The 23,740-nt window shown below is 71.8% G+C and carries 28 protein-coding genes; 11 read left to right on the plus strand and 17 right to left on the minus strand.

Annotated elements, in window-relative coordinates; genetic code table 11:
* The first annotated feature begins 73 nt into the window (after positions 1-73).
* From ACGFH8_RS03785 to ACGFH8_RS03810, 6 genes are all read left to right on the plus strand, one after another.
* A complete protein-coding gene (locus tag ACGFH8_RS03785) occupies positions 74-1,009 on the plus strand; it encodes a TIGR04222 domain-containing membrane protein (RefSeq protein ID WP_393362904.1) in 936 nt (311 codons plus the stop codon).
* Complete coding sequence (locus ACGFH8_RS03790; protein ID WP_393362907.1) at positions 1,006-1,824, plus strand: DUF692 domain-containing protein; 819 nt, start codon at positions 1,006-1,008, stop codon at positions 1,822-1,824. Before ACGFH8_RS03785 ends, ACGFH8_RS03790 begins: the two co-directional genes overlap by 4 nt.
* The gene (locus ACGFH8_RS03795; protein ID WP_393362910.1) at positions 1,821-2,366 is read left to right on the plus strand and encodes a hypothetical protein; all 546 of its coding nucleotides are present in this window, start codon (positions 1,821-1,823) and stop codon (positions 2,364-2,366) included. The genes ACGFH8_RS03790 and ACGFH8_RS03795 overlap by 4 nt, the downstream gene beginning before the upstream one ends.
* Positions 2,351-3,112: an SDR family oxidoreductase gene (locus ACGFH8_RS03800; RefSeq protein ID WP_393362913.1), complete on the plus strand. Its 762-nt coding sequence runs from the start codon at positions 2,351-2,353 to the stop codon at positions 3,110-3,112. Before ACGFH8_RS03795 ends, ACGFH8_RS03800 begins: the two co-directional genes overlap by 16 nt.
* Positions 3,109-3,729, plus strand: coding sequence for a G/U mismatch-specific DNA glycosylase (gene mug / locus ACGFH8_RS03805; RefSeq protein ID WP_393362916.1), 621 nt, complete (start codon positions 3,109-3,111; stop codon positions 3,727-3,729). The genes ACGFH8_RS03800 and mug overlap by 4 nt, the downstream gene beginning before the upstream one ends.
* A 144-nt stretch (positions 3,730-3,873) precedes the next feature.
* Positions 3,874-4,032, plus strand: coding sequence for a hypothetical protein (locus ACGFH8_RS03810; protein ID WP_393362918.1), 159 nt, complete (start codon positions 3,874-3,876; stop codon positions 4,030-4,032).
* Positions 4,033-4,048: 16 nt separating this feature from the next.
* Here ACGFH8_RS03810 and ACGFH8_RS03815 read toward each other — a convergent pair whose 3' ends face one another.
* Positions 4,049-4,345, minus strand: a complete 297-nt coding sequence (locus ACGFH8_RS03815) for a chorismate mutase (protein WP_393362920.1) — start codon at positions 4,343-4,345, stop codon at positions 4,049-4,051.
* Between the two features lie 513 nt (positions 4,346-4,858).
* Positions 4,859-5,278: a hypothetical protein gene (locus tag ACGFH8_RS03820; RefSeq protein ID WP_393362923.1), complete on the minus strand. Its 420-nt coding sequence runs from the start codon at positions 5,276-5,278 to the stop codon at positions 4,859-4,861.
* A gap of 5 nt (positions 5,279-5,283) precedes the next feature.
* On the opposite strand from ACGFH8_RS03820, the gene ACGFH8_RS03825 reads away from it, so the two are divergent.
* Together ACGFH8_RS03825 and ACGFH8_RS03830 are read left to right on the plus strand one after the other, a co-directional pair.
* A complete protein-coding gene (locus ACGFH8_RS03825; RefSeq protein ID WP_393362925.1) occupies positions 5,284-5,415 on the plus strand; it encodes a hypothetical protein in 132 nt (43 codons plus the stop codon).
* Positions 5,416-5,499: 84 nt separating this feature from the next.
* On the plus strand, positions 5,500-5,910 hold the full coding sequence (locus ACGFH8_RS03830; protein ID WP_393362928.1) for a hypothetical protein: 411 nt from the start codon (positions 5,500-5,502) through the stop codon (positions 5,908-5,910).
* A 39-nt stretch (positions 5,911-5,949) separates the two neighbouring features.
* Here the strand turns inward: ACGFH8_RS03830 and ACGFH8_RS03835 are convergent, their stop codons facing one another.
* The 3 genes from ACGFH8_RS03835 to ACGFH8_RS03845 form a co-directional block, all read right to left on the minus strand.
* Entirely contained in the window at positions 5,950-7,926 is a 1,977-nt protein-coding gene (locus ACGFH8_RS03835) for an ABC transporter ATP-binding protein (RefSeq protein ID WP_393364481.1), read from the minus strand.
* 114 nt (positions 7,927-8,040) lie between these two features.
* Positions 8,041-8,808 (minus strand): enoyl-CoA hydratase/isomerase family protein, encoded by a 768-nt coding sequence (locus ACGFH8_RS03840; RefSeq protein WP_393362931.1) that lies wholly within the window; start codon positions 8,806-8,808, stop codon positions 8,041-8,043.
* A gap of 46 nt (positions 8,809-8,854) precedes the next feature.
* Positions 8,855-9,082 carry a helix-turn-helix domain-containing protein gene (locus ACGFH8_RS03845; RefSeq protein ID WP_007462679.1) on the minus strand — a complete coding sequence of 76 codons (228 nt, stop codon included), beginning with the start codon at positions 9,080-9,082 and terminating at the stop codon, positions 8,855-8,857.
* 215 nt (positions 9,083-9,297) lie between these two features.
* Here ACGFH8_RS03845 and ACGFH8_RS03850 point away from each other — a divergent pair, with 215 nt between their 5' ends.
* Positions 9,298-9,897 carry a cadmium resistance transporter gene (locus ACGFH8_RS03850; protein WP_393362934.1) on the plus strand — a complete coding sequence of 200 codons (600 nt, stop codon included), beginning with the start codon at positions 9,298-9,300 and terminating at the stop codon, positions 9,895-9,897.
* Positions 9,898-9,996: 99 nt separating this feature from the next.
* On the opposite strand, the gene ACGFH8_RS03855 is transcribed toward ACGFH8_RS03850, so the two are convergent.
* On the minus strand, positions 9,997-11,601 hold the full coding sequence (locus tag ACGFH8_RS03855; protein WP_393362937.1) for an ABC-F family ATP-binding cassette domain-containing protein: 1,605 nt from the start codon (positions 11,599-11,601) through the stop codon (positions 9,997-9,999).
* Between the two features lie 264 nt (positions 11,602-11,865).
* Between ACGFH8_RS03855 and ACGFH8_RS03860 the strand changes: the two genes are divergently transcribed.
* Positions 11,866-12,786, plus strand: a complete 921-nt coding sequence (locus tag ACGFH8_RS03860; RefSeq protein ID WP_393362940.1) for a neutral zinc metallopeptidase — start codon at positions 11,866-11,868, stop codon at positions 12,784-12,786.
* Positions 12,787-12,917: 131 nt separating this feature from the next.
* On the opposite strand, the gene ACGFH8_RS03865 is transcribed toward ACGFH8_RS03860, so the two are convergent.
* From ACGFH8_RS03865 to ACGFH8_RS03915, 11 genes are all read right to left on the minus strand, one after another.
* Entirely contained in the window at positions 12,918-13,277 is a 360-nt protein-coding gene (locus tag ACGFH8_RS03865) for a YybH family protein (RefSeq protein ID WP_393362943.1), read from the minus strand.
* Positions 13,278-13,398: 121 nt separating this feature from the next.
* Positions 13,399-14,052 (minus strand): acVLRF1 family peptidyl-tRNA hydrolase, encoded by a 654-nt coding sequence (locus tag ACGFH8_RS03870; protein ID WP_393362946.1) that lies wholly within the window; start codon positions 14,050-14,052, stop codon positions 13,399-13,401.
* A gap of 81 nt (positions 14,053-14,133) precedes the next feature.
* Entirely contained in the window at positions 14,134-14,766 is a 633-nt protein-coding gene (locus tag ACGFH8_RS03875; RefSeq protein ID WP_393362949.1) for a LysE family transporter, read from the minus strand.
* A 917-nt stretch (positions 14,767-15,683) separates the two neighbouring features.
* On the minus strand, positions 15,684-16,208 hold the full coding sequence (locus tag ACGFH8_RS03880) for an iron-sulfur cluster assembly protein (protein WP_393362952.1): 525 nt from the start codon (positions 16,206-16,208) through the stop codon (positions 15,684-15,686).
* Between the two features lie 76 nt (positions 16,209-16,284).
* The gene (gene sufU, locus ACGFH8_RS03885; protein ID WP_393362955.1) at positions 16,285-16,758 is read right to left on the minus strand and encodes a Fe-S cluster assembly sulfur transfer protein SufU; all 474 of its coding nucleotides are present in this window, start codon (positions 16,756-16,758) and stop codon (positions 16,285-16,287) included.
* A complete protein-coding gene (locus ACGFH8_RS03890) occupies positions 16,758-18,062 on the minus strand; it encodes a cysteine desulfurase (protein WP_393362958.1) in 1,305 nt (434 codons plus the stop codon). The genes sufU and ACGFH8_RS03890 overlap by 1 nt, the downstream gene beginning before the upstream one ends.
* Before the next feature lie 20 nt (positions 18,063-18,082).
* Positions 18,083-18,856 carry a Fe-S cluster assembly ATPase SufC gene (sufC, locus tag ACGFH8_RS03895; RefSeq protein WP_007462702.1) on the minus strand — a complete coding sequence of 258 codons (774 nt, stop codon included), beginning with the start codon at positions 18,854-18,856 and terminating at the stop codon, positions 18,083-18,085.
* Complete coding sequence (locus ACGFH8_RS03900) at positions 18,856-19,182, minus strand: non-heme iron oxygenase ferredoxin subunit (RefSeq protein WP_109820754.1); 327 nt, start codon at positions 19,180-19,182, stop codon at positions 18,856-18,858. The genes sufC and ACGFH8_RS03900 overlap by 1 nt, the downstream gene beginning before the upstream one ends.
* A complete protein-coding gene (gene sufD, locus ACGFH8_RS03905) occupies positions 19,182-20,330 on the minus strand; it encodes a Fe-S cluster assembly protein SufD (RefSeq protein ID WP_393362960.1) in 1,149 nt (382 codons plus the stop codon). The genes ACGFH8_RS03900 and sufD overlap by 1 nt, the downstream gene beginning before the upstream one ends.
* A gap of 89 nt (positions 20,331-20,419) precedes the next feature.
* Entirely contained in the window at positions 20,420-21,850 is a 1,431-nt protein-coding gene (gene sufB, locus ACGFH8_RS03910; protein WP_266244341.1) for a Fe-S cluster assembly protein SufB, read from the minus strand.
* Positions 21,847-22,647 (minus strand): helix-turn-helix transcriptional regulator, encoded by an 801-nt coding sequence (locus ACGFH8_RS03915; protein ID WP_393362963.1) that lies wholly within the window; start codon positions 22,645-22,647, stop codon positions 21,847-21,849. Before ACGFH8_RS03915 ends, sufB begins: the two co-directional genes overlap by 4 nt.
* Positions 22,648-22,745: 98 nt before the next feature.
* On the opposite strand from ACGFH8_RS03915, the gene ACGFH8_RS03920 reads away from it, so the two are divergent.
* The gene (locus tag ACGFH8_RS03920; protein WP_393362966.1) at positions 22,746-23,711 is read left to right on the plus strand and encodes a heme A synthase; all 966 of its coding nucleotides are present in this window, start codon (positions 22,746-22,748) and stop codon (positions 23,709-23,711) included.
* Positions 23,712-23,740: the final 29 nt, after the last annotated feature.

Here is a 23,740-nt window from a genome sequence, read left to right on the forward strand (position 1 = left end):
GCACCGGTCCGCCGACCGTGGCGACGCTGCTCCACAATGGGGCCGCCGATCCCTCCGGCGACAGGAGCAGTCAGTGATCGTCAACGCCGCGTCGAGCGACACCTGGGGCATCCCCGGCCCGACCTTCCTCCGGTACTACCTCCTGGCGGCCGCCGTGGCGGTGGCGGTCGTGGCCTACTACCGGATCCGCCCGCTGACCGCCCCGGGGCGGACCGCCCACGATCCGCTCGGGCCGCAGCAGGTCGCGTACCTCAACGGCGGCCCCCAACTCGCCATGAACGCCGCGCTGGGCGGGCTGCGCGGCGGCGGTGCGATCGCCGTGCGACCGGACCGCCGGCTGACCACCGTCGGCGCCACGCCGACCGGGCTGACGCCGCTGGAGCAAGGCATCCACTGGGCCGCCCACCACCACTCGCGGGTCCGGGACCTGCGGCAGCACCGCCACGTACGCTCCGCGCTGGACCAGATCCGCAAAGACCTGGAGCAGCGCGGGTTGCTGACGAGCCACAGGCAGCGGGAAGGTTACGGCTTCTGGATCGCGTTCCTGGCCATCCTGCTGGTCCTCGGTGTGTTCCGGTTGATCGCTGGACTGGTCAACGGTCACCCGGTCGGTTACCTGCTGCTGACCCTGGTCCCGCTCCTCGCCATCGTGCTGGTGCTGCGCCGGGCACCCCTGCAGACAAGGGCCGGACGCGCCGCGCTGCGCGACGTCCGCCGCCAGCACACCCACCTCGAACCCGCCTCCGCGCCTGCCTACGCCACCTACGGAGCGGCCGGCGCGGCGATGGGCGTGGCCCTCTACGGCACCGCCTCGCTCTGGGCGCTCGACCCCGGCTTCGCCGAGCAGGCCGAGATCCAGCGCCAGGCCATCTCCAGCAGCGGCGGTTCGACGGGCGGCTCCGACGGCTGGGGCGGCGGAGGCGACAGCTCCGGCGGTGGCTCCGATGGCGGCAGCTCCTGCGGTGGTGGAGGTGGCGGCTGCGGCGGTGGCGGCGGGTGCGGCGGATGACCGGGCCGTCCGGGGTGGGCATCGGCTGGCGGCCGGAGATCGCCGGCTTCGTGGCCGAGCTGCCGGGGCTGCGCTTCGTCGAGGTGGTGGCCGAGGCGGTGTCCGCCACCGGGCCGCTCCCGCCCGGCCTGACGCAGCTGCGGGAACGCGCGGTGACAGTCGTACCGCACGGGGTGCGGCTCTCCCTCGGCGGCGCGGAGCCGGTCGACCCGGCCCGGGTCGCGCACCTGGCCGCGGTGGCGCACCGGCTGGACGCGCCGCTGGTCAGCGAGCACATCGCGTTCGTCCGGGCGGGCGGTCTGGAGGCCGGGCACCTACTGCCGCTGCCGCGTAGCCGGGAGGCGGTCGCCGCGGTCTGCGCCAACGTGGCACGGGCACAGGCCGAGCTGCCGGTGCCGATCGCGCTGGAACCGATCGCCGCGCTTGTCGACTGGCCCGACGACGAGTTGGACGAGGCGGACTTCCTCACCGAGATCCTCGACCGCACCGGGGCGCTGTTGCTGCTGGACGTGGCGAACGTGCACGCCAACGCCCGCAACCGGGGCACCGACCCGCTGGCGTTGCTGGACCGGCTGCCGCTGGAGCGGGTCGCGTACGCCCACGTGGCCGGCGGCGCGGAGCACGGCGGGTTCTACCACGACACCCACACCGACGCGGTGCCGGCGGTGGTGCTGGAGCTGGTCGAGGCGCTCTGCGCCCGACGGCGACCGCCGGCGCTGCTGCTGGAGCGCGACGGGCACTACCCGCCCGCCACCGAGCTGCGCGCCGAACTGGACGCCCTGGCCGCCGCGGCGGGCTTCCCGGCCGTGACATGACGGGCCCACCCGACGGCGACGCCGCGCCCACGCCCCGCGCGGGGCTCGCCGAGCGGCAGGCCGAACTGGTCGCGGCGCTTGTCGCCGGGGGTAAGCCACCGGCGGGGTTCGCGCCGGGCCCGCTGGCCGCCACCCGCGCGGCCCTGCTGCGCAAGCGGGCCGGCGAGGTGGCCCGGCACTGGCCACTGCTCGCCGCCGGCCTCGGCGCCGGATGGTCGACCACATTCGCCGACTGGGCCGCCCGGCGACCCACCGCCGGATCACTGCGCGACGGTTGGGATTTGGCCCGCGAGCTGCACGACAAGCAGGCGCTCCCCCCGGTGGCCGCCGACGAGTTGGCCGTCCGGGAGGCGCGCCTGCGCTACGACGGGCTCCGGGCGCCGCGCCCGCGCCGGGCTCCGGCGGTGGGCCGCGCCGGCGGCGCCGTCGCGGTGCAGATCGCCGGCCGGGTACGCCTGCTGCGCCCCGCCCCACGGGTATCCGACCTCGCTGGCGACGCCGTAGCGGATGCGGCAAGATCGGAGTCATGGACCTCGGACTGACCGACCGCGTGTACGTGCTCACCGGCGCCTCCCGCGGTCTGGGTTACGCGACCGCGCAGAGCCTGGTCGCCGACGGTGCGCGGGTGGTGCTCTCGGCCCGGGATCCGGAGGCGGTGGCCGCCGCCGCGCAGCGGTTGGGTGGCCCGGAGCACGCCGTCGGGGTGACCGCGGACCTGACCGACCCGGAGACCCCGGGGCAGCTCGTCGCCACCGCCCAGGAGCACTTCGGCCGGCTCGACGGCGCGCTGATCTCGGTCGGCGGCCCACCGGCGGGCAACGCCGCGGCGATCACCGACGAGCAGTGGCGGCTCTCCTTCGAAACGGTCTTCCTGGGCACCATCCGCGCGGTCCGCACCATCGCCGCCGCGCTGCCCGAGGGCGGCGCGATCGGGCTGGTGCTCTCCACCTCGGCGCGCGGGCCGGTGCCCGGCCTGGGCATCTCCAACGGTCTACGGCCCGGCCTGGTCGGCGCGGCCAAGGACATCTCCGACGACTACGGCCCGCGCGGGGTCCGGGTGGTCGGGCTGTTGCCCGGCCGGATCCTGACCGACCGCAACCGGGAACTCTTCGCCGCGACCGGCGACCCGGAGCAGGCCCAGGCGACCGCGGAGGCCAGCATCCCGCTGCGCCGCCTCGGCGACCCCGCCGAGTTCGGCCGGGTGGCCGCATTCGTGCTCTCCCCCGCCGCGAGCTACCTCACCGGGATCACCCTGCCGGTCGACGGCGGCGCGCTGCGCGGGCTGTGACAGCCGAGCGGGCCCGAGTTGCCCGGCCGGTGACGCCCGGTTCGGTCCGGCCGAGTCGCGCGGACCTGGCGGCGGCCGCCGACCGGACCATTCCCGACGTCCTCGCACCGGGACTGACGGTGCTCTTCGTCGGCATCAACCCGGGCCTCTGGTCGGCCGCCACGGGCTGGCACTTCGCCCGACCCGGCAACCGGTTCTGGCCCGCCCTGTACCGAGGCGGGTTCACCCCCCGCCTGCTGCATCCGAGCCAACAGGACGAGCTGCCCGCGCTCGGGCTCGGCATCACCAACATGGCCGCCCGGGCCAGCGCCCGCGCGGACGAGCTGAGCACCGAGGAACTCCTCGACGGCGCGGCGATCCTGACCGACAAGGTCGCCCGGTACCGACCGCGCTGGGTGGCGGTGGTCGGGGTGACCGCGTACCGGATCGGTTTCCGACGACCGAAGGCCACCTTCGGGCCGCAACCGGAGCCGCTGGCCGGCGCCCGACTGTGGGTGCTGCCCAACCCGAGCGGCCTGAACGCACACTTCACCCCGGTCACCCTGGGCCTGGCTTTCGCCGAGCTGCGCGTGGCGGCGTCCGGTGCCTCCCCGGCGTCCGGGCGTCCCACGGGCTGATCAGTGACGGAGGTCCCTCCGTGGGTGGGCGACTGCCGTCAGCGGCCGCGGGCGGGCGCGCCCCGGTGAGGCGTCGCCGATCGCGGCCCGGTCGACGGCGCCCTGGACCAGGTCCGCCTCCGGCAGGTTCAGGGCACGGAACTCGTGCACGGCCCGCTCCCGGTGTTCGCGGGCGGCCACCGGGTCGCCCAGCTCGGCGTAGGCGTCGCCCAGCCGCAGCCGGTGGCCGCCCTCGGCGTGGCCGCGCCGCAGACGGTGACGAGCCGCCGCGTCGCGGTTCGGGCCGCACCGATGCGGGCATGATGCCGTGCCGCGGCGATCAGTCGCCGGAGACGCGATGATGCTCGACGGTCTCCATGTCGATGAACGCCTGGATCATGCCGCGGTAGATCCGCTCGATCAGGTCCGGGTCCGCACCGGCCGCGCCGGCCAGGGCCCGGACCCGGGCCACCACCTGCGCCACCCGCTCCGGCGCCCGCACCGCCTGCCGGTCGGTCTTGAGCGGGGCGGCCTGCCGGACCAGGTCCGCGCGCCGGGCGAGAAGGCCGACGATCTCGGCGTCCAGGTCGTCGATCGCGGTACGGATGCCGGCCAGTGCCGGCGCGGTGTCTGCCATGCCGGAAATCTTCGCATGAACCACCGGATGCCCGGTCGCTGTCATCCGGGCCGCTGACACACGGGAGGAGGGGCCGATGACCCCGACGACACCGCTCGGCCACCGACCGGCGGCCCGCCTCGCCGGCCAGCACCTGCTGCCGTGGCACATCGCCGTGGAGGAGGCGCGGCTGCTGGAATACCAGCGGATGCGACTGCTCAGCAAGCAGGAGGCGGCCGACAGCGGCCGGCTGTTGCACGACGCCGGGCGCGCCGCGACGATCACCGGCGGCGGTCGGCAACTGGGACCTCTTCCTGCCCCAGCGGCGCCTGGTCCTCGTCGAGCACGGCGGCCACCACCTCAACGTCACCCGCCCGGACCTGCTCGCCTCGGTGATCGAACGGGACCTGGCCGCGCTGCGTCAGCCCCCGTAGGAGCCGGCCGGGTGCCGGCGGACGGGTGCGAGGACCGCCGGCGACGGGTACCTCGCTCCTCCTCGCCAGCGTTGGTGTTCGCACTGAGCAAAGGCCTGTCTCAGGACGTGCCTTTCGGGTTCGAGTTCTGAGGTGCTCCCAGTGCGACGAACCACGCGCCATCGACGCGACGAAGCCAGATGACATCGGAGTACGGTGACGCGTCCAACTGCCCGGACAGGGTCACCCGCACCTCGGCGGCGGACGCCGTCCTGTCGAACCGCCAATCCGACAGGACAAGGCGATCGCCGCCAAGTGCGCTGATCCGCCGGTTGATCTCCACCGCCGAATCGTTCTCCGGATCCGCGATATCAGCCAGCCTGCCGCGGTCCTTGTCGCGAAGGGCCGTCACGTAGTCGGCGACCACCGCCTCGGGCGAGGCGGCGCCGTCCGGACCCCTGGACCGGACACCGACAACCAGACCGACGACCAGGCAGGTTGCGACGACAGCGAGGGTAAGGATCAATGCTCTCCGGGTCATGCCCGGTGAGCCTACGTCCAGACATCGCCATGGATCGGGCTGAGCGGATGTCGTTGGCGGCGGGTGGCGGCACCTCGTCGGCTCGGCATCAACCCGAACCTCTGGCCTTCGCCGAGCTGCGCAGGACGGCGTTCTGACGAGCGGTCAGCGACGGGCTTGTCGCGCGGCACCGGCACACCTACCCTCAGCGCAGACCGCGACCGCGCCACAGTGGAGTGACAATGACGGATGTGTCCGCCGGCACGGCCCCGGGTTCGACAGTCGCGACCCCCACCGAGGTGTCCACCGGGCCGATCCGCACGCTAGTCGGCATCCAGTTGTACGCCGTGGCCGCCTACCTCGCCGCGGCCGTCGTGCCCTATCTGTGGGCCCCCCGGCCGTACCCGCCGACCTGGACCTTCATCGTGCCGGGCTGGCTGCTCGGCGTGCCGGGCTTCGACCTCACCCTGCTCGGGCCGGTGCCCGGCATCCTGCTCGCGGTGGTCGGGGTCGGTGCGCTGGTGGCGACGCGCCGCCGCTGCCCGGCGACCCGGTACCGGTGGTGCGTCGTCTCCACCGCTCTCGTCGCCGCGTACGGCCTGTTCGCCTGCACGCCGTTGGCCAGCACCATCGCTGCCTTCGTGGCGGACTGAGCCGAGCACACCAGGTGTCGACGGCCAGGGCGTGTGAGATCAGTTGGCGGCGGCGGGTGGCAGCACCTCGTCGGCGCGGTACGTGCCCAGTGGCATGACCACCGGCTCGGGGCCGGTCGCGTCGACGAACGGGCGGGGCGAGTCGGCGACCGCGAACTGGGTCCGGTACAGCTCGGCGTAGAGCCCGCCGACCGCGACCAACTCGTCGTGGCGCCCTCGCTCGACGATCCGCCCACCGTCGAGGACCAGGATCTGGTCGGCGTCGCGCACGGTGGAGAGCCGGTGCGCGATGACAAGCGCGGTCCGCCCGGCCAGCGCCACCGACAGCGCCCGCTGCACCGCCGCCTCGCTCTCCGAATCCAGGTGTGCGGTCGCCTCGTCGAGGATCACGATCGACGGGGCCTTGAGCAGCAGCCGCGCGATCGCGATGCGCTGCTTCTCGCCGCCGGAGAACCGGTAGCCCCGCTCCCCCACCGTGGTGTCCAGCCCGGCGGGCAGCGCTCGGACCAGGTCGGCCACCTGCGCACCGGCCAGGGCGGCCCAGATCTCGTCGTCGGTGGCGTCCGGCTTGGCGTACCGAAGGTTCTCGGCGATCGTCTCGTGGAACAGGTGCGAATCCTGGGTGACCACACCGATCTCGTCGCGCAGGGAGGTGAGCGTCGCGTCCCGCACGTCCACCCCACCGACAAGCACCTGCCCGTCGGTGACGTCGTAGATCCGGGAGATGAGCATGGACAGCGTCGACTTGCCGGCGCCGGACGGGCCGACGAGCGCGACCATCTGCCCCGGCTCGACGCTGAACGAGACACCCTTGAGCACCGGCTCGTTGACGGTCCGGTCCAGGGTGGCGACCTCCTCCAGCGAGGCGAGGGAGATCTCGGCGGCGCTCGGGTAGCGGAACCGCACATCCCGGAAGTCGACCCGGCCGGCGCCCCGGGGCACCGCCACCGCGTCCGGCTTCTCCACGATGCCCGGCTGGAGGTCGAGCACCTCGAAGACCCGGTCGAACGAGACAAGCGCGCTCATCACGTCCACCCGGACGTTGGAGAGCGCGGTGAGCGGCCCGTACAGCCGCGTGAGCAGCAGCGCGAGGGTCACCACGGTGCCCGCGCTGACGCCGCCGGTGACGGCGAGCCACCCGCCGAGGCCGTAGGTGAGCGCCTGCGCCAGCGACGCGACGAGCAGCATCGCCACGAAGAAGGTGCGGGAGTACATCGCCGACTGGATGCCGATGTCGCGGACCCGCTCGGCCCGGTCGGCGAACCGGCGGGCCTCGATCTCCGGTTGACCGAAGAGCTTCACCAGCAGCGCGCCGGCCACCCCGAACCGCTCGGTCATGGTGGCGTTCATCTTGGCGTCGAGGTTGTACGACTCGCGCGTGATGTCGGCCAGCCGCCGACCGACCCGGCGGGCCGGGATGATGAAGATCGGCAACAGCACCAGCGAGAGCGCGGTGATCTGCCAGGAGAGGGTGAACATCACCGCGGCGGTGAGCACGAGTTGGATGACGTTGCTGACCACCCCGGACAACGTCGAGGTGAACGCCCGCTGGGCGCCCAGCACGTCGTTGTTGAGCCTGCTGACCAGGGCGCCGGTCTGGGTACGCGTGAAGAACTGCAACGGCATCCGCTGCACGTGGTCGTAGACCCGGGTGCGCAGGTTGAAGATGATGCCCTCGCCGATCCGGGCCGAGTACCACCGTTGGGCCAGCGAGAGCAGAGCGTCGGCGACGGCCAGCCCGGCGATGAACAGGGCCAGCTTCACCACGAGTCGGCCGGCCTCGGTGCCGCCCCGGTTGATGGCGTTGATGACGTCGCCGGCGAGCACCGGTGTGGCCACGCCGATGACGGCGGCCAGGACCACGGTGACCAGGAAGACGATGATGTCGCGCCGGTAGGGCTGGGCGAAGGCCACGATGCGTCGGGCGACCCCGCGCTTGAGCCGGTGGGTGGAGACCTCGTCGCTGTTGCGCATCGACCGGAGCATGCTCCACCCGGCCATGCCACCGCCGGACATCGGGTTGGACATCGCTCACCTCCGGGTCGTCGGGCGGACTGCACCGTCAGGCCAATTCTCCCGACGAGTGTGACAACCTCGGTCGTAACCCGGATCTTCCCGTCCGGTCCTTACCTATTCTCCCTGGCCAGCCAGATCGCGCAGTCGGCGGGTCTGCGCCTCCCGCTCGGCGCGCTGCTGGTCGGCGTGCGAGCGCCCGGCCGCGCCCGCCAGCAGCGCCTTGATCTCCACCACCGCGTCGCGGGCCCCGGCGAGCAGCCCGGCGGTCAGGTCCTGGACCGCGCCGTCCAGCTCAGCCGGTGGCACCACAAGGGTCGCCAGCCCGATCCGGTCCGCCTCGGCGGCGTCCAGCCGACGGCCGGTCACGCAGATCTCCAGTGCCCGCGCGTAGCCGACCAGCTCCACGAGACGCTTCGTGCCGGCCAGGTCGGGCACCAGGCCGAGGGTCACCTCAGCCATCGACAGCTTCGCATCCGCGGCCAGCACCCGCAGGTCACAGGCCAGCGCGAGCTGAAAGCCGGCACCTATCGCGTGGCCCTGCACGGCCGCGACGGAGATGATGTCCGGCCGGTGCAGCCAGGTGAAGCCCGCCTGGAATTCCGCGATGCGCTCGGCGCACTGCTGCTCGGGCAGCGTGGCCAGCTCCGCGAAGGAGCCGGGGCCGGAAGCGCCAGCCACCGCGAGGTCGAGGCCGGCGGAGAACGCACGCCCCTCGCCCCGGACCACCACCACCCGCACGTCGCCGGGCAGCTCGCGGGAGAAGTCGCTCAGCGCCCGCCACATCGCAGGCGTCTGGGCATTGAGCACGTCGGGCCGGCACAACGTCACCGTGGCGACCGGCCCGTCGCAGGTCAACCGAACCCCGGTCGCTTCGGTGGTCACCTGGCGGCCCGGGGCGTGGCGCTTGTCGACGACGCGAGGAGGCGGGTCACGCCTTCTTGCGGCGCCGGGCACCGCCGCGCTGACGCAGCTGCACCCCTGACTCGGTGAGCACTCGGTGGATGAACCCGTAGGAACGGCCGGTCGAGGCCGCCAACGCGCGGATGCTCTCCCCCGACGTGTACCGCTTTACCAGGTCCTTGGCGAGCGTCTGACGCTCGGCTCCGACGATCCGGCGACCCTTCTCAGTGCTGGTGGCTGTGCCAGTGGCTGCCATGCTGTGTCCTCACGTCCCAGACTGTGCGGTTCGGATACGGTCCCACCTATTAGACCGCCTCGAACGATCATGCGCCAGATATCAACTCTTCGCCAACCGACACGCTATGCAATGTCAGCTTCCCGATAGAGTGATCCTGACAATCGACCCACCGTGCTCTCCAGGCGTACACCGGTCGCGTGGTTGTCGCCGGCGGCGACCCGTAGCCTTCGGTCGTGATCGACCTCCTGGGCACCGGGGCCGCGGCGGCAGCGGTCTTCGCCGCCACCGACATCGACGACATCGTCATCCTGACGCTGTTCTTCGTCGCGGCCCGCACCACCGGCCGGCCCCGACCCTGGCAGATCGTCGCCGGCCAATACCTCGGCATCGGCGCGCTCGCGCTGGCCAGCGCGGTGGTCGCGGCCGGCCTGCTGGTGGTGCCGGACCCGTGGACGGGGCTGCTCGGGTTGCTGCCGATCGCGCTCGGCGTACGCGCGCTACGGGGTTCCGACGACGACGAGACCCCCACGGTCGTCACCGGCCTGCTCGGGGTGGCCGGGGTGACGATCGCCAACGGCGCCGACAACGTGGCCGTCTACGTGCCCGTCTTCCGGGCCCTCGGCGTGGCCGGCAGCGCGATCTACCTGCTGGTGTTCGTGCTGCTGATCGCCCTGTGGTGCGCCGCCGCCGCCTGGCTGGGCGGGCACCCCCGCGTGGTCCGGCTGGTCGAGCGCGCGGGCCACTGGCTGGTGCCGGCGATCTTCGTCGGCGTCGGGGTGGTGATCCTGGTCAGCTCCGGTGTGCTGGGTCGGCTCGTCGACCTGCTCGGCTGAGCACCGGCCCCGATCGGCCGCACCCCACTCGGCCGCGGACCGCGGCCTGGTGAGCGCCGCGCCCCGCTCGGCCGCGGGCCGGCCGGCTGACGACGCCGGTCAGGCCAGCTCGACCAGTTCGAGCAGGTCGTCGCTCCAGGCGTCCTCGTCGCCGTCGGGCAGCAGGATCGCGCGGTCCGGCTTGAGCGCGAGCACCGCGCCCGGGTCGTGGGTGACCAGGACGATCGCGCCCGGATAGTTGGCGATGGCGTCGAGCACCTGCTCCCGGCTGACCGGGTCGAGGTTGTTCGTCGGCTCGTCGAGCAGCAGCACGTTGGCACCGGAACAGACCAGGGTGGACAGGGCCAGCCGGGTCTTCTCACCACCGGAGAGCACCCCGGCCGGCTTGTTCACGTCGTCACCGGAGAAGAGGAACGCGCCGAGGATCTTGCGCAGATCGGTGTCGGACTGCTCGACGGCGGCGGCGCGCATGTTCTCCAACACGGTCCGCTCCACGTCCAGCGTCTCGTGCTCCTGGGCGTAGTAGCCCAGCCGCAGGCCGTGACCCGCGTGCACCTCGCCGGTGTCCGGGCCGAGCAGCCCGCCGAGCATCCGCAGCAGGGTGGTCTTGCCGGCGCCGTTGAGCCCGAGGATGGCCACCCGGGAGCCCCGGTCCACCGCGACGTTCACGTCGGTGAAGATCTCCAGCGAGCCGTACGACTTGGACAGGCCGGTCGCCGTGAGCGGGGTCTTGCCGCACGGCGCGGGGTTGGGGAAACGCACCTTCGCCACCCGGTCGGCGACCCGCACGTCCTCCAGGCCGGAGATCAGCTTCTCGGCGCGGCGGGCCATGTTCTGCGCCGCCACGGTCTTGGTGGCCTTGGCCCGCATCTTGTCGGCCTGCGCCATCAACGCGCCGGCCTTCTTCTCCGCGTTGGCCCGCTCCCGACGGCGACGACGCTCGTCGGTCTCGCGTGCCTCCAGGTACGCCTTCCAGCCCAGGTTGTAGACGTCGACCACGGAGCGGGTGGCGTCGAGGAACCAGACCTTGTTGACCACCGACTCCAGCAGCGCCCCGTCGTGGGAGATCACGATCAGGCCGCCCTTGTGGTTGGCGAGGAAGCCCCGCAACCAGGTGATCGAGTCGGCGTCGAGGTGGTTCGTCGGCTCGTCGAGCAGCAGGATGCCGCCGCCGTTCTCGCCCGCGTCGCGGAACAGGATCCGGGCCAGCTCGATGCGCCGGCGCTGACCGCCGGAGAGGGTGCCGATGGTCTGCGCGAGCGCCCGGTCGGGCAGGCCGAGGTTGGCGCAGATCCGGGCGGCCTCGGCCTCGGCGGCGTACCCGCCGAGCGCGGCGAACTGGTCCTCCAGCGCGCCGTAGCGGCGGACCAGCTTGTCGCTGGCGTCCTCGGCGAGCTGGGCCTCGATCTCCTGCATCTGGGACATCAGCACGTCCAGGCCGCGCGCGGAGAGCACCCGGTCACGGCCGGTCACCTCCAGGTCGCCGGTACGCGGGTCCTGCGGGAGGTAGCCGATGGCGCTGCGCGTGTCGATCTGGCCGGCGTACGGCTGCCCCTCGCCGGCGAGCACCTTCAGCGTGGTGGTCTTGCCGGCGCCGTTGCGGCCGACCAGGCCGATCCGGTCACCCGGCTGCACGCGCAGGGTGGTGTCGGACAGCAGGATCCGGGAACCGGCACGCAGTTCCAGGCCGGTGGCTGTGATCATGTTTTCGGGCTCGCTCTCGGGGTCTGGAAGGCTGACTCGGGGCACGCGAAACGGCCGGCGGGCTCAAGGGGCCCGACGGCGCGGGGCGGTTCAGCCTTCGCAGCGCAGCACGGGGACAAGTGTACCGGGCGCTTCCCCGCGCCCCGCCCGGATTACCGATCAAGATCATCGGGTACCGAACGCCTGTCCGGACCCCGTCCGGCACTTCAAGGGACGAACCGACACACAGACGACATTCACCGGTATACGGCGATCGGGGTCAGCATGGAACTCAACGAGCGGGCCGAAATCGACACCTCGCAGGTCAACGACGTGGGCCGCGGTGGCGGATCCGGCGGCGGCTTCGGCATCCCGATCCCCGGAGGTGGCGGCCGCGGCGGCATCATCGGCATCGTGGTGGCCGTGCTCGTCGCGCTGCTCGGCGGTGGCTTCGGCCTCAACGCCATGACCAACGGCGACGACACGGGCCAGGCCGGCGGCACCGACCTCAAGGAGGTGTGCGCCACCAGCAACCCTGAGCACCTCAAGGACCTGCGCTGCCGCAACGCGCTCTACGTCAACAGCATCCAGGGCTACTGGCAGACGGCGTACCCGGAGCTGGGCAACGGGAAGTACGAGCCGACAATCACGAACTTCTTCCAGGCCGCCGTGAACACCGGCTGCGGTCAGGCCGACTCGGGCGTCGGCCCGTTCTACTGTCCGGCCGACCGCAAGGTGTACATCGACCTGAGCTTCTACGACGAGCTGGCGTCGCGGTTCGGCGCCAAGGGTGAGTTCGCCCAGCCGTACGTGCTCGCCCACGAGTACGGCCACCACATCCAGAACCTGCTCGGCACCAACGCGAAGGCCGGCCAGGGCGACCAGAGCGGCCCCCGTTCCGCCTCCGTACGGCTGGAGCTGCAGGCCGACTGCTACGCCGGCGCCTGGGCCAAGCACGCGACGGAGAGCAAGGACCGGACCGGCCAGGAGCCGCTGTTCACGTCCATTACCGAGACCGACATCAGCGAGGCCGTCAACACGGCCGAGGCGATCGGCGACGACAGCATCCAGGAACGCTCCGGCGGACGGGTCAACCCGGACCAGTTCACCCACGGCACGGCCGAGCAGCGCAAGCGGTGGTTCACCCAGGGCTTCGACCGGGGCGACCCGAAAACCTGCGACACCTTCGGCACCGACCAGCTCTGACCCGCCCCGTCCATCCGCGTCGATCATGGGGTTGTGGTGCCCGGTGTACGGGGCTACGCGGCCTTCGTCCACCACCACAACTCCATGATCGACGCGAGCTGGGTCGGCGCGCGCGGGCTGGCGCGCGCTGGTTAGGGGAGCTGGGAGACCTGGTAGTGGCTTATCTGCCAGTCTTTGTCGGTGCGGCGCAGGACCACGCCGAGGTGGACCGGCAGGGGTGGCCGGTCGGTGAAGCCGAACTCGACCTCCAGGTAGCCGAGGACCACGTCGTCGGCCAGTCGGCGGGTCTCCCGGATGTCGTAGCTGGCGGTCAGGCCGAGCGGCTGTGCGGCGTAGTACGCGGCAACACCGTCGCGGCCGACCGTGTACGGACGCAACCCTTGGAAGATCGCGTCATCGGTGAAGCAGGATGCGACGCGATCCGGCTCGTGGGCGTCGACCGCGGCGCGCCACCGGTCGAGGACGGTACGCAGGATCTGGGCCTCGGGCATGATGATCTCCCTGCTGTCGCGGGTGGGCGAGCCACCTGCTCATCCTCCGGTCGCCAGCGCGGGCGTGGCGCGGGAATCCGCTATCGCGCGCCGGCGCTGGCAGCGCCCGAGGTCACCCGGCTCACTCGGGAGCCGGGTCGCGGAGCCGGATCCACACCGCCCGGGCCGCACCCACCGCCGCCACCAGCACGGCGTGGCGCGGCTCCGGCACGTCGAGCAACCGCTCGGCCCGCACCGGCATGAGCGGGGCCAACCGCCGGTCGGCCAGCACCGTGTCCACAGCCTTCCGGTCACCGCCGCAGACCAGCGCGTCCAGCGCCGCCACCTCCGGCAACAGCAGCCGTACCGCCAGGTCCGCCGCGTCGCCGAGCGCCGCCTTGGCCTGGTTGTCGCGCCGCCGGGCGAACCGGTGCTGTGACCATCCCCCCGCCGCGGTACGCCCCTGCACGTACCGGGTGTCCACCTTGGAGACGACGAGAGCGGCGCCCTCGGCCACGCCGACGGCCACCGCGCCCTTGCGGGCCAGCAGCAGACCGATCCGCCGGGGCGCGACGGCGTGGGCCACGAACCCGGGGACGTCGACGCTGGCCGGCGACCCCGGTGGGGCGTACAACTCGGCGGTGGACCCGTCCGGGGCGGCGAGCAGCAGACCGTACTCCCGCGCGGTGGTGGTGGGCGGGCCGTGCCGGTTGGCGAAGCCCTCGACCCAGCGACCGACGCGGGCCGGGTCGACCTCGACCCACCGCCCGCCCCCGGCTGCTGGTCGACTGGTCACCGCCCGACCGTACGGCACGATGAGCCCGCTCGGGCCGCCGGGCGGTGCCGCACGACACATCGGGGCGGGCCGCGGACCCGCTCAGCGCGGCAGCAGCGCGACCACCGCCAGCGCGGCGATCAGCGCGCTGGAAACCAGGCCGGTGGCCAGCCGCCCGCGCGGGCTGCTCAGCGCCCGACCGACCACCGTGCCACCGCCGGCGATGAGCAGTTGCCAACTCGCCGACGCCAGGAACACCCCCGCCACGAAGAGCGCCGCGGTGCCCGGGTCCGCGTCGGCGGTGTCCCGACGGCCGAGCACCAGCGCGGTGAAGTACAGCACCGTCGCCGGGTTCAGCAGGGTCAACCCGAGCAGCGCCGCGTAGGCCCGCGCGGGAGTGCTCAACCCCCGCCCGACGGCCGCCGTCGGCGTCTGCCGCGAGCGGTGGGCGGACCAGGTCCGCCACAGGCCGTGCCCGGCAAGCCCCAGCAGGACGACGGCGGCGACCACCCGCAGCGGCCCGGCGACCGGCCCGATGATCCCGGCCAGGCCCGCGCCGCCGAGCGCGGCGACCGCCGCGTAGAGCCCGTCGGCCGTCGCCACCGCGAGCGCCGCGGCCGCACCGACCCGAAACGAGGTACGCGCACTCAGGCCCAGGATCAGGATCGCGATCGCACCGACGGGGATCGCGACGCCGTAGCCGGCCACCAGACCGGCCAGGAACGCCCCGCTCACGATCGTCGGTGCCGGATCGAGGCCCGCCCGTGGACCGGCCGCTGTCGACGCACGGCAGTCGCCGCACGGACAAGGACCTGCATCGGGTACGCCTCAATCACACGCGCATCCTCCGCGCCGAGGCGGCGTCCCCGCCACCGCATTTCCACGCGGTCAGGGTGTGTCTCGCGAGAAGTTCGCGCCGATCTTGCAATTTCGGTTGTCCATATAGGTGATATGCCCCCTGTGTCGGGACAGAAAGTGCAAGATCGCGGAGCGGAGGCAGTCCGGACCCGGCAATCACCTCATCCTGGTGCCGGGCTTGGGGGCTTATAGGCGCTCTGTTGCAGGCCACAACTTCGTGATCGGCGAGGCAGCGCGCTCGACGAGCAGCGGTTCCGCCAACAGCAACGGTGTTGTCCTGGATCTCAACGTGGTTACGGTGGCGCTGCGCCGGCCAGGCACGACCTCGATCACCAACCGCCCCGTCAGGCACGGTGCGAGAGCCGCCCCCCTTTGCTCTGCACCCCAATAAGCACCGGTCACAGACCGTAGCCGTCGCACCCGCGGGTGCAGAGCAAAGGACCCCCGACCACCCCCCGGACACGCAGAGCCCGCCCCGTCGACCGGCACCCCGCGCACCCCTGGCCGATCAACCTGGGTCGACGCACAAGACCACCCCGGCACAACAGCATGAAAGGCGAGACACTGCCCATTGACGAACAACCCCTCGCCCTAACACAAGGGCGTTGACAACCAGGACACTGCGCGATCTTGCGGGCGGTACGGCACGCATGGAGCAGTTGCGGGGCGACACAGCGTGGGGCGGGTCGCACTCGCGCGGCACGGGGCGCAGGGCTCGCTGGGGGTCACACGCAGCGAGCGCGACGCCCCGGGCGGGGCGTCGCGCTCGACGGGTAGAGCCGACCGGGGTCAGCTCAGACGTTGAAGCCGAGGGACCGGAGTTGGTCCCGGCCCTCATCGGTGATCTTGTCCGGGCCCCACGGCGGGAGCCACACCCAGTTGATCCGGATGTCGTTGACCAGGCCGCCGCCGGGGCCGGTGGTCAGCGCCTGCCGGGTCTGGTCCTCGATCACGTCGGTGAGCGGGCAGGCCGCCGAGGTGAGCGTCATGTCCAGGGTGGCGACGTTCTCGTCGTCGACGTGTACGCCGTACACGAGGCCCAGGTCGACCACGTTGATGCCCAACTCCGGGTCGACGACGTCCTTCATCGCCTCCTCGATGTCGGCGATCATGGCCTTGCTGACGCCGCCCGCGACCGCGTCGCCGCCCGCCGAGGCGACCGCGTCGCCGTCCACCGGGGTGACCGCTTCCACCGGAGCGACAGCGTCGTTGGCGGACGCCGGCACGGCACCATCGGTCGTCACGGCGTCGGTCTGCGGCGCCGCGACGGCGTCACCGGCCTCCGGCGTCGCCGCGGTAGCGGTGTTCTCGCTGCTCATGCCGTCCCTCCGCTTCGCTCCGTGACGCCGCGAGGCACCACTGCGCTGCACAAATGATTCGCTCGCTGACGCTCGCTCATGCCTTCACCTCCGGGCTCACGCCCACACCGGCGCGTGCCGCCGCGTCCTTGAACGCCATCCACGGCAGCAGCGCGCACTTGACCCGGGCGGGATAGCGGGCCACACCCGCGAAAGCAACCCCGTCACCGAGCACGTCCTCGTCCGGCGTGACCTGGCCACGTCCGGACATCAACTCCACGAACGCCTCGTGCACCTCGAAAGCTTCCCCGGCGCCGCGGCCGCGCAGCAACTCGTGCAGCACGCTCGCCGACGCCTGGCTGATCGAGCAGCCCATCCCGTCGTACGAGATGTCGTGCAGCACGTTGCCGTCGGTGGCCACCCGGACGGTGACCTCGTCGCCGCAGGTCGGGTTGACGTGGTGCGCCTCCGCGACCTGGTCGGCCGGGTCGTCGGCGTCGCGTAGACCACGCCCGTGCGGGCGCTTGTAATGGTCCAGGATGATCTCCTGGTAGAGCTGGTCGAGCTGCATCAGTCGAACACCTTCCGCACCTGCTCCAGACCGGCCACCAGAGCGTCGATCTCCTCGGTGGTGGTGTAGAGGTAGAACGAGGCCCGGGTCATCGCCGGGACACCGAACCGACTGCACACCGGCTTGGCGCAGTGGTGGCCCACCCGCACCTGCACGCCGAGCGAGTCGAGCACCTGACCCACGTCGTGCGGGTGCACGTCACCCAGGGCGAACGAGATGGTGCCGCCCCGGCCGACCGGCACGGTCGGGCCGAAGATCCGCAGGTCGGGCACCGCGCCGAGGGCGTCCAGCGCGTACGCCGTCAGCTCCTTCTCGTGCCACTGGATGGCCGGCATGCCGATGCCGGTGAGGTAGTCCACCGCCGCGCCGAGCGCCACGGCCTCGGCGATCGGCGGGGTGCCCGCCTCGAACCGGGCCGGCGGCGCGGCGAACGTCGAACGGGCCATGGTGACCGTCTCGATCATCGAACCACCGCCGAACACCGGCGGCATGGCCGCCAGCAGCTCGGCCCGGCCCCAGAGCACGCCGATACCTGTCGGGCCGAGCATCTTGTGGCCGGTGAAGACGATGTAGTCGGCGTCCAGGTCGACCACGTCGATGGGCAGGTGCGGCACCGACTGCGAGCAGTCCAGCAGCAGCAGCGCACCCACCTCACGCACCCGCGCGGTGATGCGCGAGGTGGCGTTGACAGTGCCGAGGATGTTGGACATGTGCACCAGCGAGACGATCTTCGTCCGTTCGGTGACCAGGTCGTCCAGGCCCGACTCGTCCAGTCGGCCCTGCTCGGTGACGGGGAACCAGCGCAGGGTCGCGCCGGTGCGCTCGCAGAGCAGCTGCCACGGGACGATGTTCGAGTGGTGCTCCATCTCGGAGATCACCACCTCGTCGCCGGGGCCCAGGCGGAAGCGCGGGTCGCCGTCCGCGCGCAGCGAGGCGTTCGAGAAGGCGTACGCCACGATGTTGATCGCCTCGGTGGAGTTCTTGGTGAACACCACCTCGTCGACGCTCGGCGCCGAGATGAACGCGGCGATCTTGGCCCGCGCCCCCTCGTACGCCTCGGTGGCCTCGGTGCCCAACGTGTGCACCGAGCGCGACACGTTGGCGTTGTGCCGCGCGTAGTGCTCGTCGAGCACGTCGAGCACCTGGCGGGGCTTGTGCGAGGTGTTGGCGCTGTCGAGGTAGACCAGCGGGTGCCCGTTGATCTCCCGACCCAGGATCGGGAAGTCGGCGCGCACCTGGGCCACGTCGAAACGTGGCACGTCGTCGTACTGCGGCATCCCCGCGGGGATCGCGATGCTGGTCATCTCGGCAGCGCCTCTCCCGCTCAGGCCTTGGCCGTGCCGGCCCCGGCGGCGTACCGCTCGTAGCCCTCGGCCTCGAGCTTGTCGGCCAGCTCCGGGCCGCCCTGCTCGACGATCCGGCCGGCCACGAAGACGTGCACGAAGTCCGGCTTGATGTAGCGCAGGATCCGCGTGTAGTGGGTGATCAGCAGCACGCCGGTGTCGCCGGTGTCGCGGACCCGGTTGACGCCCTCGCTGACCACGCGCAGCGCGTCCACGTCGAGGCCCGAGTCGGTCTCGTCGAGGATGGCGATCTTCGGCTTGAGCAGCTCCAGCTGGACGATCTCGTGCCGCTTCTTCTCACCGCCGGAGAAGCCCTCGTTGACGTTGCGCTGGGCGAACGCCGGGTCCATCTGCAGGCGCTCCATCGCGCCGCGCAGCTCGCCACCCCAGGTGCGCAGCTTCGGCGCCTCACCGTCGATGGCGGTCTTCGCGGTGCGCAGGAAGTTGGCCACCGAGACGCCGGGCACCTCGACCGGGTACTGCATGGCCAGGAACAGGCCGGCGCGGGCCCGCTCGTCGACGGTCATGGCGAGCACGTCCTCGCCGTCGAGCGTCACCGTGCCGCCGGTGATCTCGTACTTGGGGTGACCGGCGATCGAGTACGCCAGGGTGGACTTGCCGGAACCGTTCGGACCCATGATCGCGTGGGTCTCCCCGGACTTCACGGTCAGGTCGACGCCGGCCAGGATCGGCTTGAGCTCACCCTCGGGCAGCTTGACCGACACCTTCAGGTCGCGGATCTCCAGGGTGCTCATTATCGGGTCACTCCATTACTCGGCGTCAGGCTGAGGTAGATGTCGCCGTCGCGGACTTCGACGGGGTAGACGGGGACGGGTTCGGTGGCCGGCAGACCCGAGGGCTGGCCGGTGCGCAGGTCGAAGCGCGAGCCGTGCAGCCAGCACTCGAGGGTGCAGCCGTCGACCTCGCCCTCGGAGAGGGCGACCGAGGCGTGCGAGCACTCGTCGTAGGCGGCGTAGAACTCGCCGTCCTCGCCGTGCACAAGCGCGATCGGGGTGCCGTCGACGTCCGCGCTGATCGCGGTGCCCTTCGGCACGTCCTCGGTGGAGCAGATGCGGATCATCAGGCGCCCGCCTTGGTGAGCCGGGCCTCGATCGCGTCGCCGAGGCGCTCGCGCAGCGACTCCACCGGGATCTTGTTGATCAGCTCGGCGAAGAAGCCGCGGACCACCAGGCGGCGGGCCTCGCTCTCCGGGATACCCCGGGCCATCAGGTAGAAGAGCTGCTCGTCGTCGAAGCGGCCGGTCGCGCTGGCGTGGCCGGCGCCGGCGATCTCGCCGGTCTCGATCTCCAGATTGGGTACGGAGTCCGCCCGCGCGCCGTCGGTGAGCAGCAGGTTCCGGTTGATCTCGTACGTGTCGGTGCCGGTCGCCTCGGCCCGGATCAGCACGTCGCCGACCCAGACGGTGTGCGCGTCCTCGCCCTGCAGAGCGCCCCGGTAGCCGACGTAGCTGCGGCAGTCCGGCACGGTGTGGTCGACAAGCTGCCGGTGCTCCAGGTGCTGGCCGGAGTCGGCGAAGTAGACGCCGTACAGCTCGGCCTCGCCACCCCGGCCGGTGTAGTCCACGCTCGTGAACTGCCGGACCAGGTCGCCACCGAGGGTGACCTGGACGTGCACCACCCGGGCATCCCGACCCAGCTTGATGGTGACGTGCTGCGCCTGCACCGCGTCCTCGGCCCAGTCGGCGACCGTGACCAGGGTCAGCTTCGCGCCGTCGGCGACGAACACCTCGACGTTGTCGGCGAGCGTCGCCGAGCCCTCCTGGGAGAAGACGACGGTGGCCTCCGCGAACCGACCCACCTGGACCTGGGTCCGGGCGAAGGCCAACTCCTCCGGGTACGCGCCCAGCAGCCGGACGATCACCGCGTCGGACACCACTGCCTCGGCGGCCACCTCGACCAGCGCCACGCGGGCCGCACCGCCGTGGGCAAGCGCGCTGACCCGGTCGGTCGGCACCGAGGCGGGCGCGACGCTGGCGTCGGTCGGCTCGACGAGCCGCACCGACACGCCGGCCGGCAGGTCCGAGTGCTCGACCGTGACGCCACGGCCGGTGGCGGCCGAGGTGTCGGCCGTGGCCAGACCGCGCAGGCGCTTGAGCGGGGTGAAACGCCACTCCTCCTCCAGGCCGGTGAGGGCCGGGAAGTCAGCGACGTCGTACGAGCGCAGCGCCTGCGACTTGGTGCTGGGTGGCGCGGAAGCCTGGGTAGTCATTTCTTCCTTGGTCTGTCTGTGCCGGGACGACGAGGTTGGGTCCAGGTGTGGCGGGCCGGTGCCCGGCCCGCCACTCGGGAGCGGCGGCGTCAGCCGACCGCGCCCTCCATCTGAAGCTCGATCAGGCGGTTGAGCTCCAGGGCGTACTCCATCGGAAGCTCCTTGGCGATCGGCTCGATGAAGCCACGCACGATCATGGCCATCGCCTCGTCCTCGCTCAGGCCCCGGCTCATCAGGTAGAAGAGCTGGTCGTCGCTGATCTTGGAGACGGTCGCCTCGTGCCCCATCGACACGTCGTCCTCACGGATGTCGACGTACGGGTAGGTGTCCGACCGGGAGATGGTGTCGACGAGCAGGGCGTCGCACTTGACCGTGCTCCGGCTGTGGTGCGAACCCTCCAGGACCTGCACCAGACCCCGGTACGAGGTGCGGCCGCCGCCACGGGCGATCGACTTGGAGATGATGGTCGAGGAGGTGTGCGGGGCGGCGTGCACCATCTTGGCGCCGGCGTCCTGGTGCTGACCCTCGCCGGCCATCGCCACCGAGAGCACCTCGCCCTTGGCGTGCTCGCCGGTCATGTAGACCGCCGGGTACTTCATTGTCACCTTGGAGCCGATGTTGCCGTCGACCCACTCCATGGTCGCGCCCTCGTGGCAGACGGCGCGCTTGGTGACCAGGTTGTAGACGTTGTTCGACCAGTTCTGGATGGTCGTGTAGCGGCAGCGCGCGTTCTTCTTCACGATGATCTCCACGACCGCGCTGTGCAGCGAGTCGGAGGAGTAGAGCGGCGCGGTGCAACCCTCGACGTAGTGCACGTACGCACCCTCGTCGACGATGATCAGCGTCCGCTCGAACTGGCCCATGTTCTCGGTGTTGATCCGGAAGTAGGCCTGCAGCGGGATCTCCACCTGCACGCCCTTCGGCACGTAGATGAACGAGCCGCCGGACCACACGGAGGTGTTCAGCGCGGCGAACTTGTTGTCGCCGACCGGGATCACCGTGCCGAAGTACTCCTTGAAGACGTCCTCGTGCTCGCGCAGCGCGGTGTCGGTGTCCAGGAAGAGGACGCCCTGCTCCTCAAGGTCCTCACGGATCTTGTGGTAGACGACCTCGGACTCGTACTGCGCCGCGACACCGGCGACCAGCCGCTGCTTCTCCGCCTCCGGGATGCCCAGCCGGTCGTAGGTGTTCTTGATGTCCTCGGGCAGGTCCTCCCAGCTGGTGGCCTGCTTCTCGGTGGACCGCACGAAGTACTTGATGTTGTCGAAGTCGATGCCGGTGAGGTCCGCGCCCCAGGCCGGCATCGGCTTGCGGCCGAACAGCCGCAGACCCTTCAGCCGCAGGTCGAGCATCCACGCCGGCTCGTTCTTCTTGGCCGAGATGTCCCGCACCACCGCCTCGTTGATGCCGCGCTGGGCGACCGCCCCGGCGGCGTCCGGGTCGGACCAGCCGTACTCGTACCGACCCAGTGCGGCGAGCTGCTCTTCCTGGGTCAGGGGCTGGACAATCTGCTCGGTCATCTAGCTGTCCTCACAGTGGTGACGGGATTACCGGATTGAGCACGCCCCGGCTGGGTCGGAATGTGCGTGGTGCACACCCCGTCGCCGTGCGCGATGGTGGCAAGGCGCTGCACGTGGCTGCCGACCAGACGGGAGATCACCGCGGTCTCGGCCTCGCACAGCTGAGGGAATTCGGCGGCCACGTGCGCCACCGGGCAATGGTGCTGGCAGAGCTGACCGCCGGAGGCGATCGTGGTCGCGTTTGCAGCGTAACCCTCGGCGGTGAGCGCCGCGGCGAGTGCCTCGGCTCGCGCGAGAGGGTCGTCGCCGGCGTCCTCCATGGCCGTCCGGCAGCGCGACTCGAGGGCGGACACCTGCTCGGCGGCGAACGCCTCGACCGCGTCCGACCCGCCGCTGCGGGCGATCCACCGCAGCGCGGCGGTGGCCATGTTGTCGTAGTGATGGGTGCCACAGCGGACCCGACCGACCTCGGTCAGCATGAACACCTTGGCCGGACGTCCCCGACCACGGCTGCCCCGCACGACCTGCTCGCGGGAGTACACATCACCGTCGGCGAGCATCGCGTCGAGGTGCCGGCGGATCGCCGCCGGGCTGAGCCCGAGGGCGACACCGAGCTGCGCGGCGGTGGTGGCACCCTGCTCCAGCAGCAGTTGGGTGACCCGGTCGCGGGTGGAGGTCTCCGTCGCCGCGACGCCACCTGGCGTCGCCGACGTGGTCGCGACCGACGCGGACGCGGACGCGCCGACGGCCGGGACAGCCGTCGGCTGGTGCTCAGGAAGCGCCGCCGCGTTTTTCACAACGCCAACGTTACGTAATTACCCGGAGGGTCGCAAACCCGGGCCCCGGTGATCCGAACCACCGCGCCGACGGAGTCGGCCGAACCGCGATCACTACGGTGCGTAGGATTTGCGCCGTGAACCGAATCGCCCGTCCGGTCCCCGGCATCCTGCTGCGCCGCCTCGCGCTCGCCTCGATCATCGCGAACGTGGGCATCGTCCTGACCGGCGGGGCCGTCCGGTTGACCGCCTCGGGCCTCGGCTGCCCCACCTGGCCCCGGTGCACCGACGATTCGTACGTCACCACCCCCGAGATGGGTGTGTACGGGGTGATCGAGTTCAGCAACCGGATGCTGACCTTCGCGGTGGGCCTGATCGCGCTGGCCACCCTGCTGGCCGTCCTGACGCTCAAGGGACGGCGACCCGGGCTCCTGGCCCTCGCGGTCGCCGTGTTCCTGGGCATCCCCGCCCAGGCGGTGGTCGGTGGCATCACCGTGCTCACCAACCTCAACCCGTGGGTGGTCGGCCTGCACTTCCTCGCCTCGATGGCGGTGATCGCCGCCGCGTACGCCCTCTGGCGGCGCATCGGCGACCCGGACGGCCCGACCGTGGCCGTGGTGCCCACGCCGCTGCGCGCGCTGGCCCGGATCACCACCGGCGTAGCGGTCGCGGTGCTTGTCATCGGCACCTGGGTCACCGGCAGCGGCCCGCACGCCGGCGACCACGGCGCCGCCCGCAACGGGCTCGACCCGGAGACGATCTCGCAGGTGCACGCGGACGGCGTCTTCCTGCTGATCGGGCTGTCGGTGGCGCTGATCTTCGCGTTCCGCGCCGTCGGCGCGCGGCGGGCCACCCGTGCCGCGATCGTCCTGGTCGCCGTGGAGTTGGGGCAGGGCCTGATCGGCTTCGTGCAGTACTTCACCCACGTGCCGGCGATCCTGGTCGGCGCGCACATGCTCGGCTCCTGCCTGGTGCTGCTGGCCGCCCTGTCGGTCCAGTGGTCCACCCGCGAGCGCCGCCCGGCCACCCCGGCCGCCGAGGTCGCGGCGACCGACGCCGCCGACCCCGTCCCGGTCACCGCCTGACCCCCGCGCGCCCTGCGTCGCGTGATCGA

This window comes from Micromonospora sp. NPDC049175, from assembly GCF_043197345.1.
In the GTDB taxonomy this organism is placed as follows: Bacteria; Actinomycetota; Actinomycetes; order Mycobacteriales; family Micromonosporaceae; genus Micromonospora.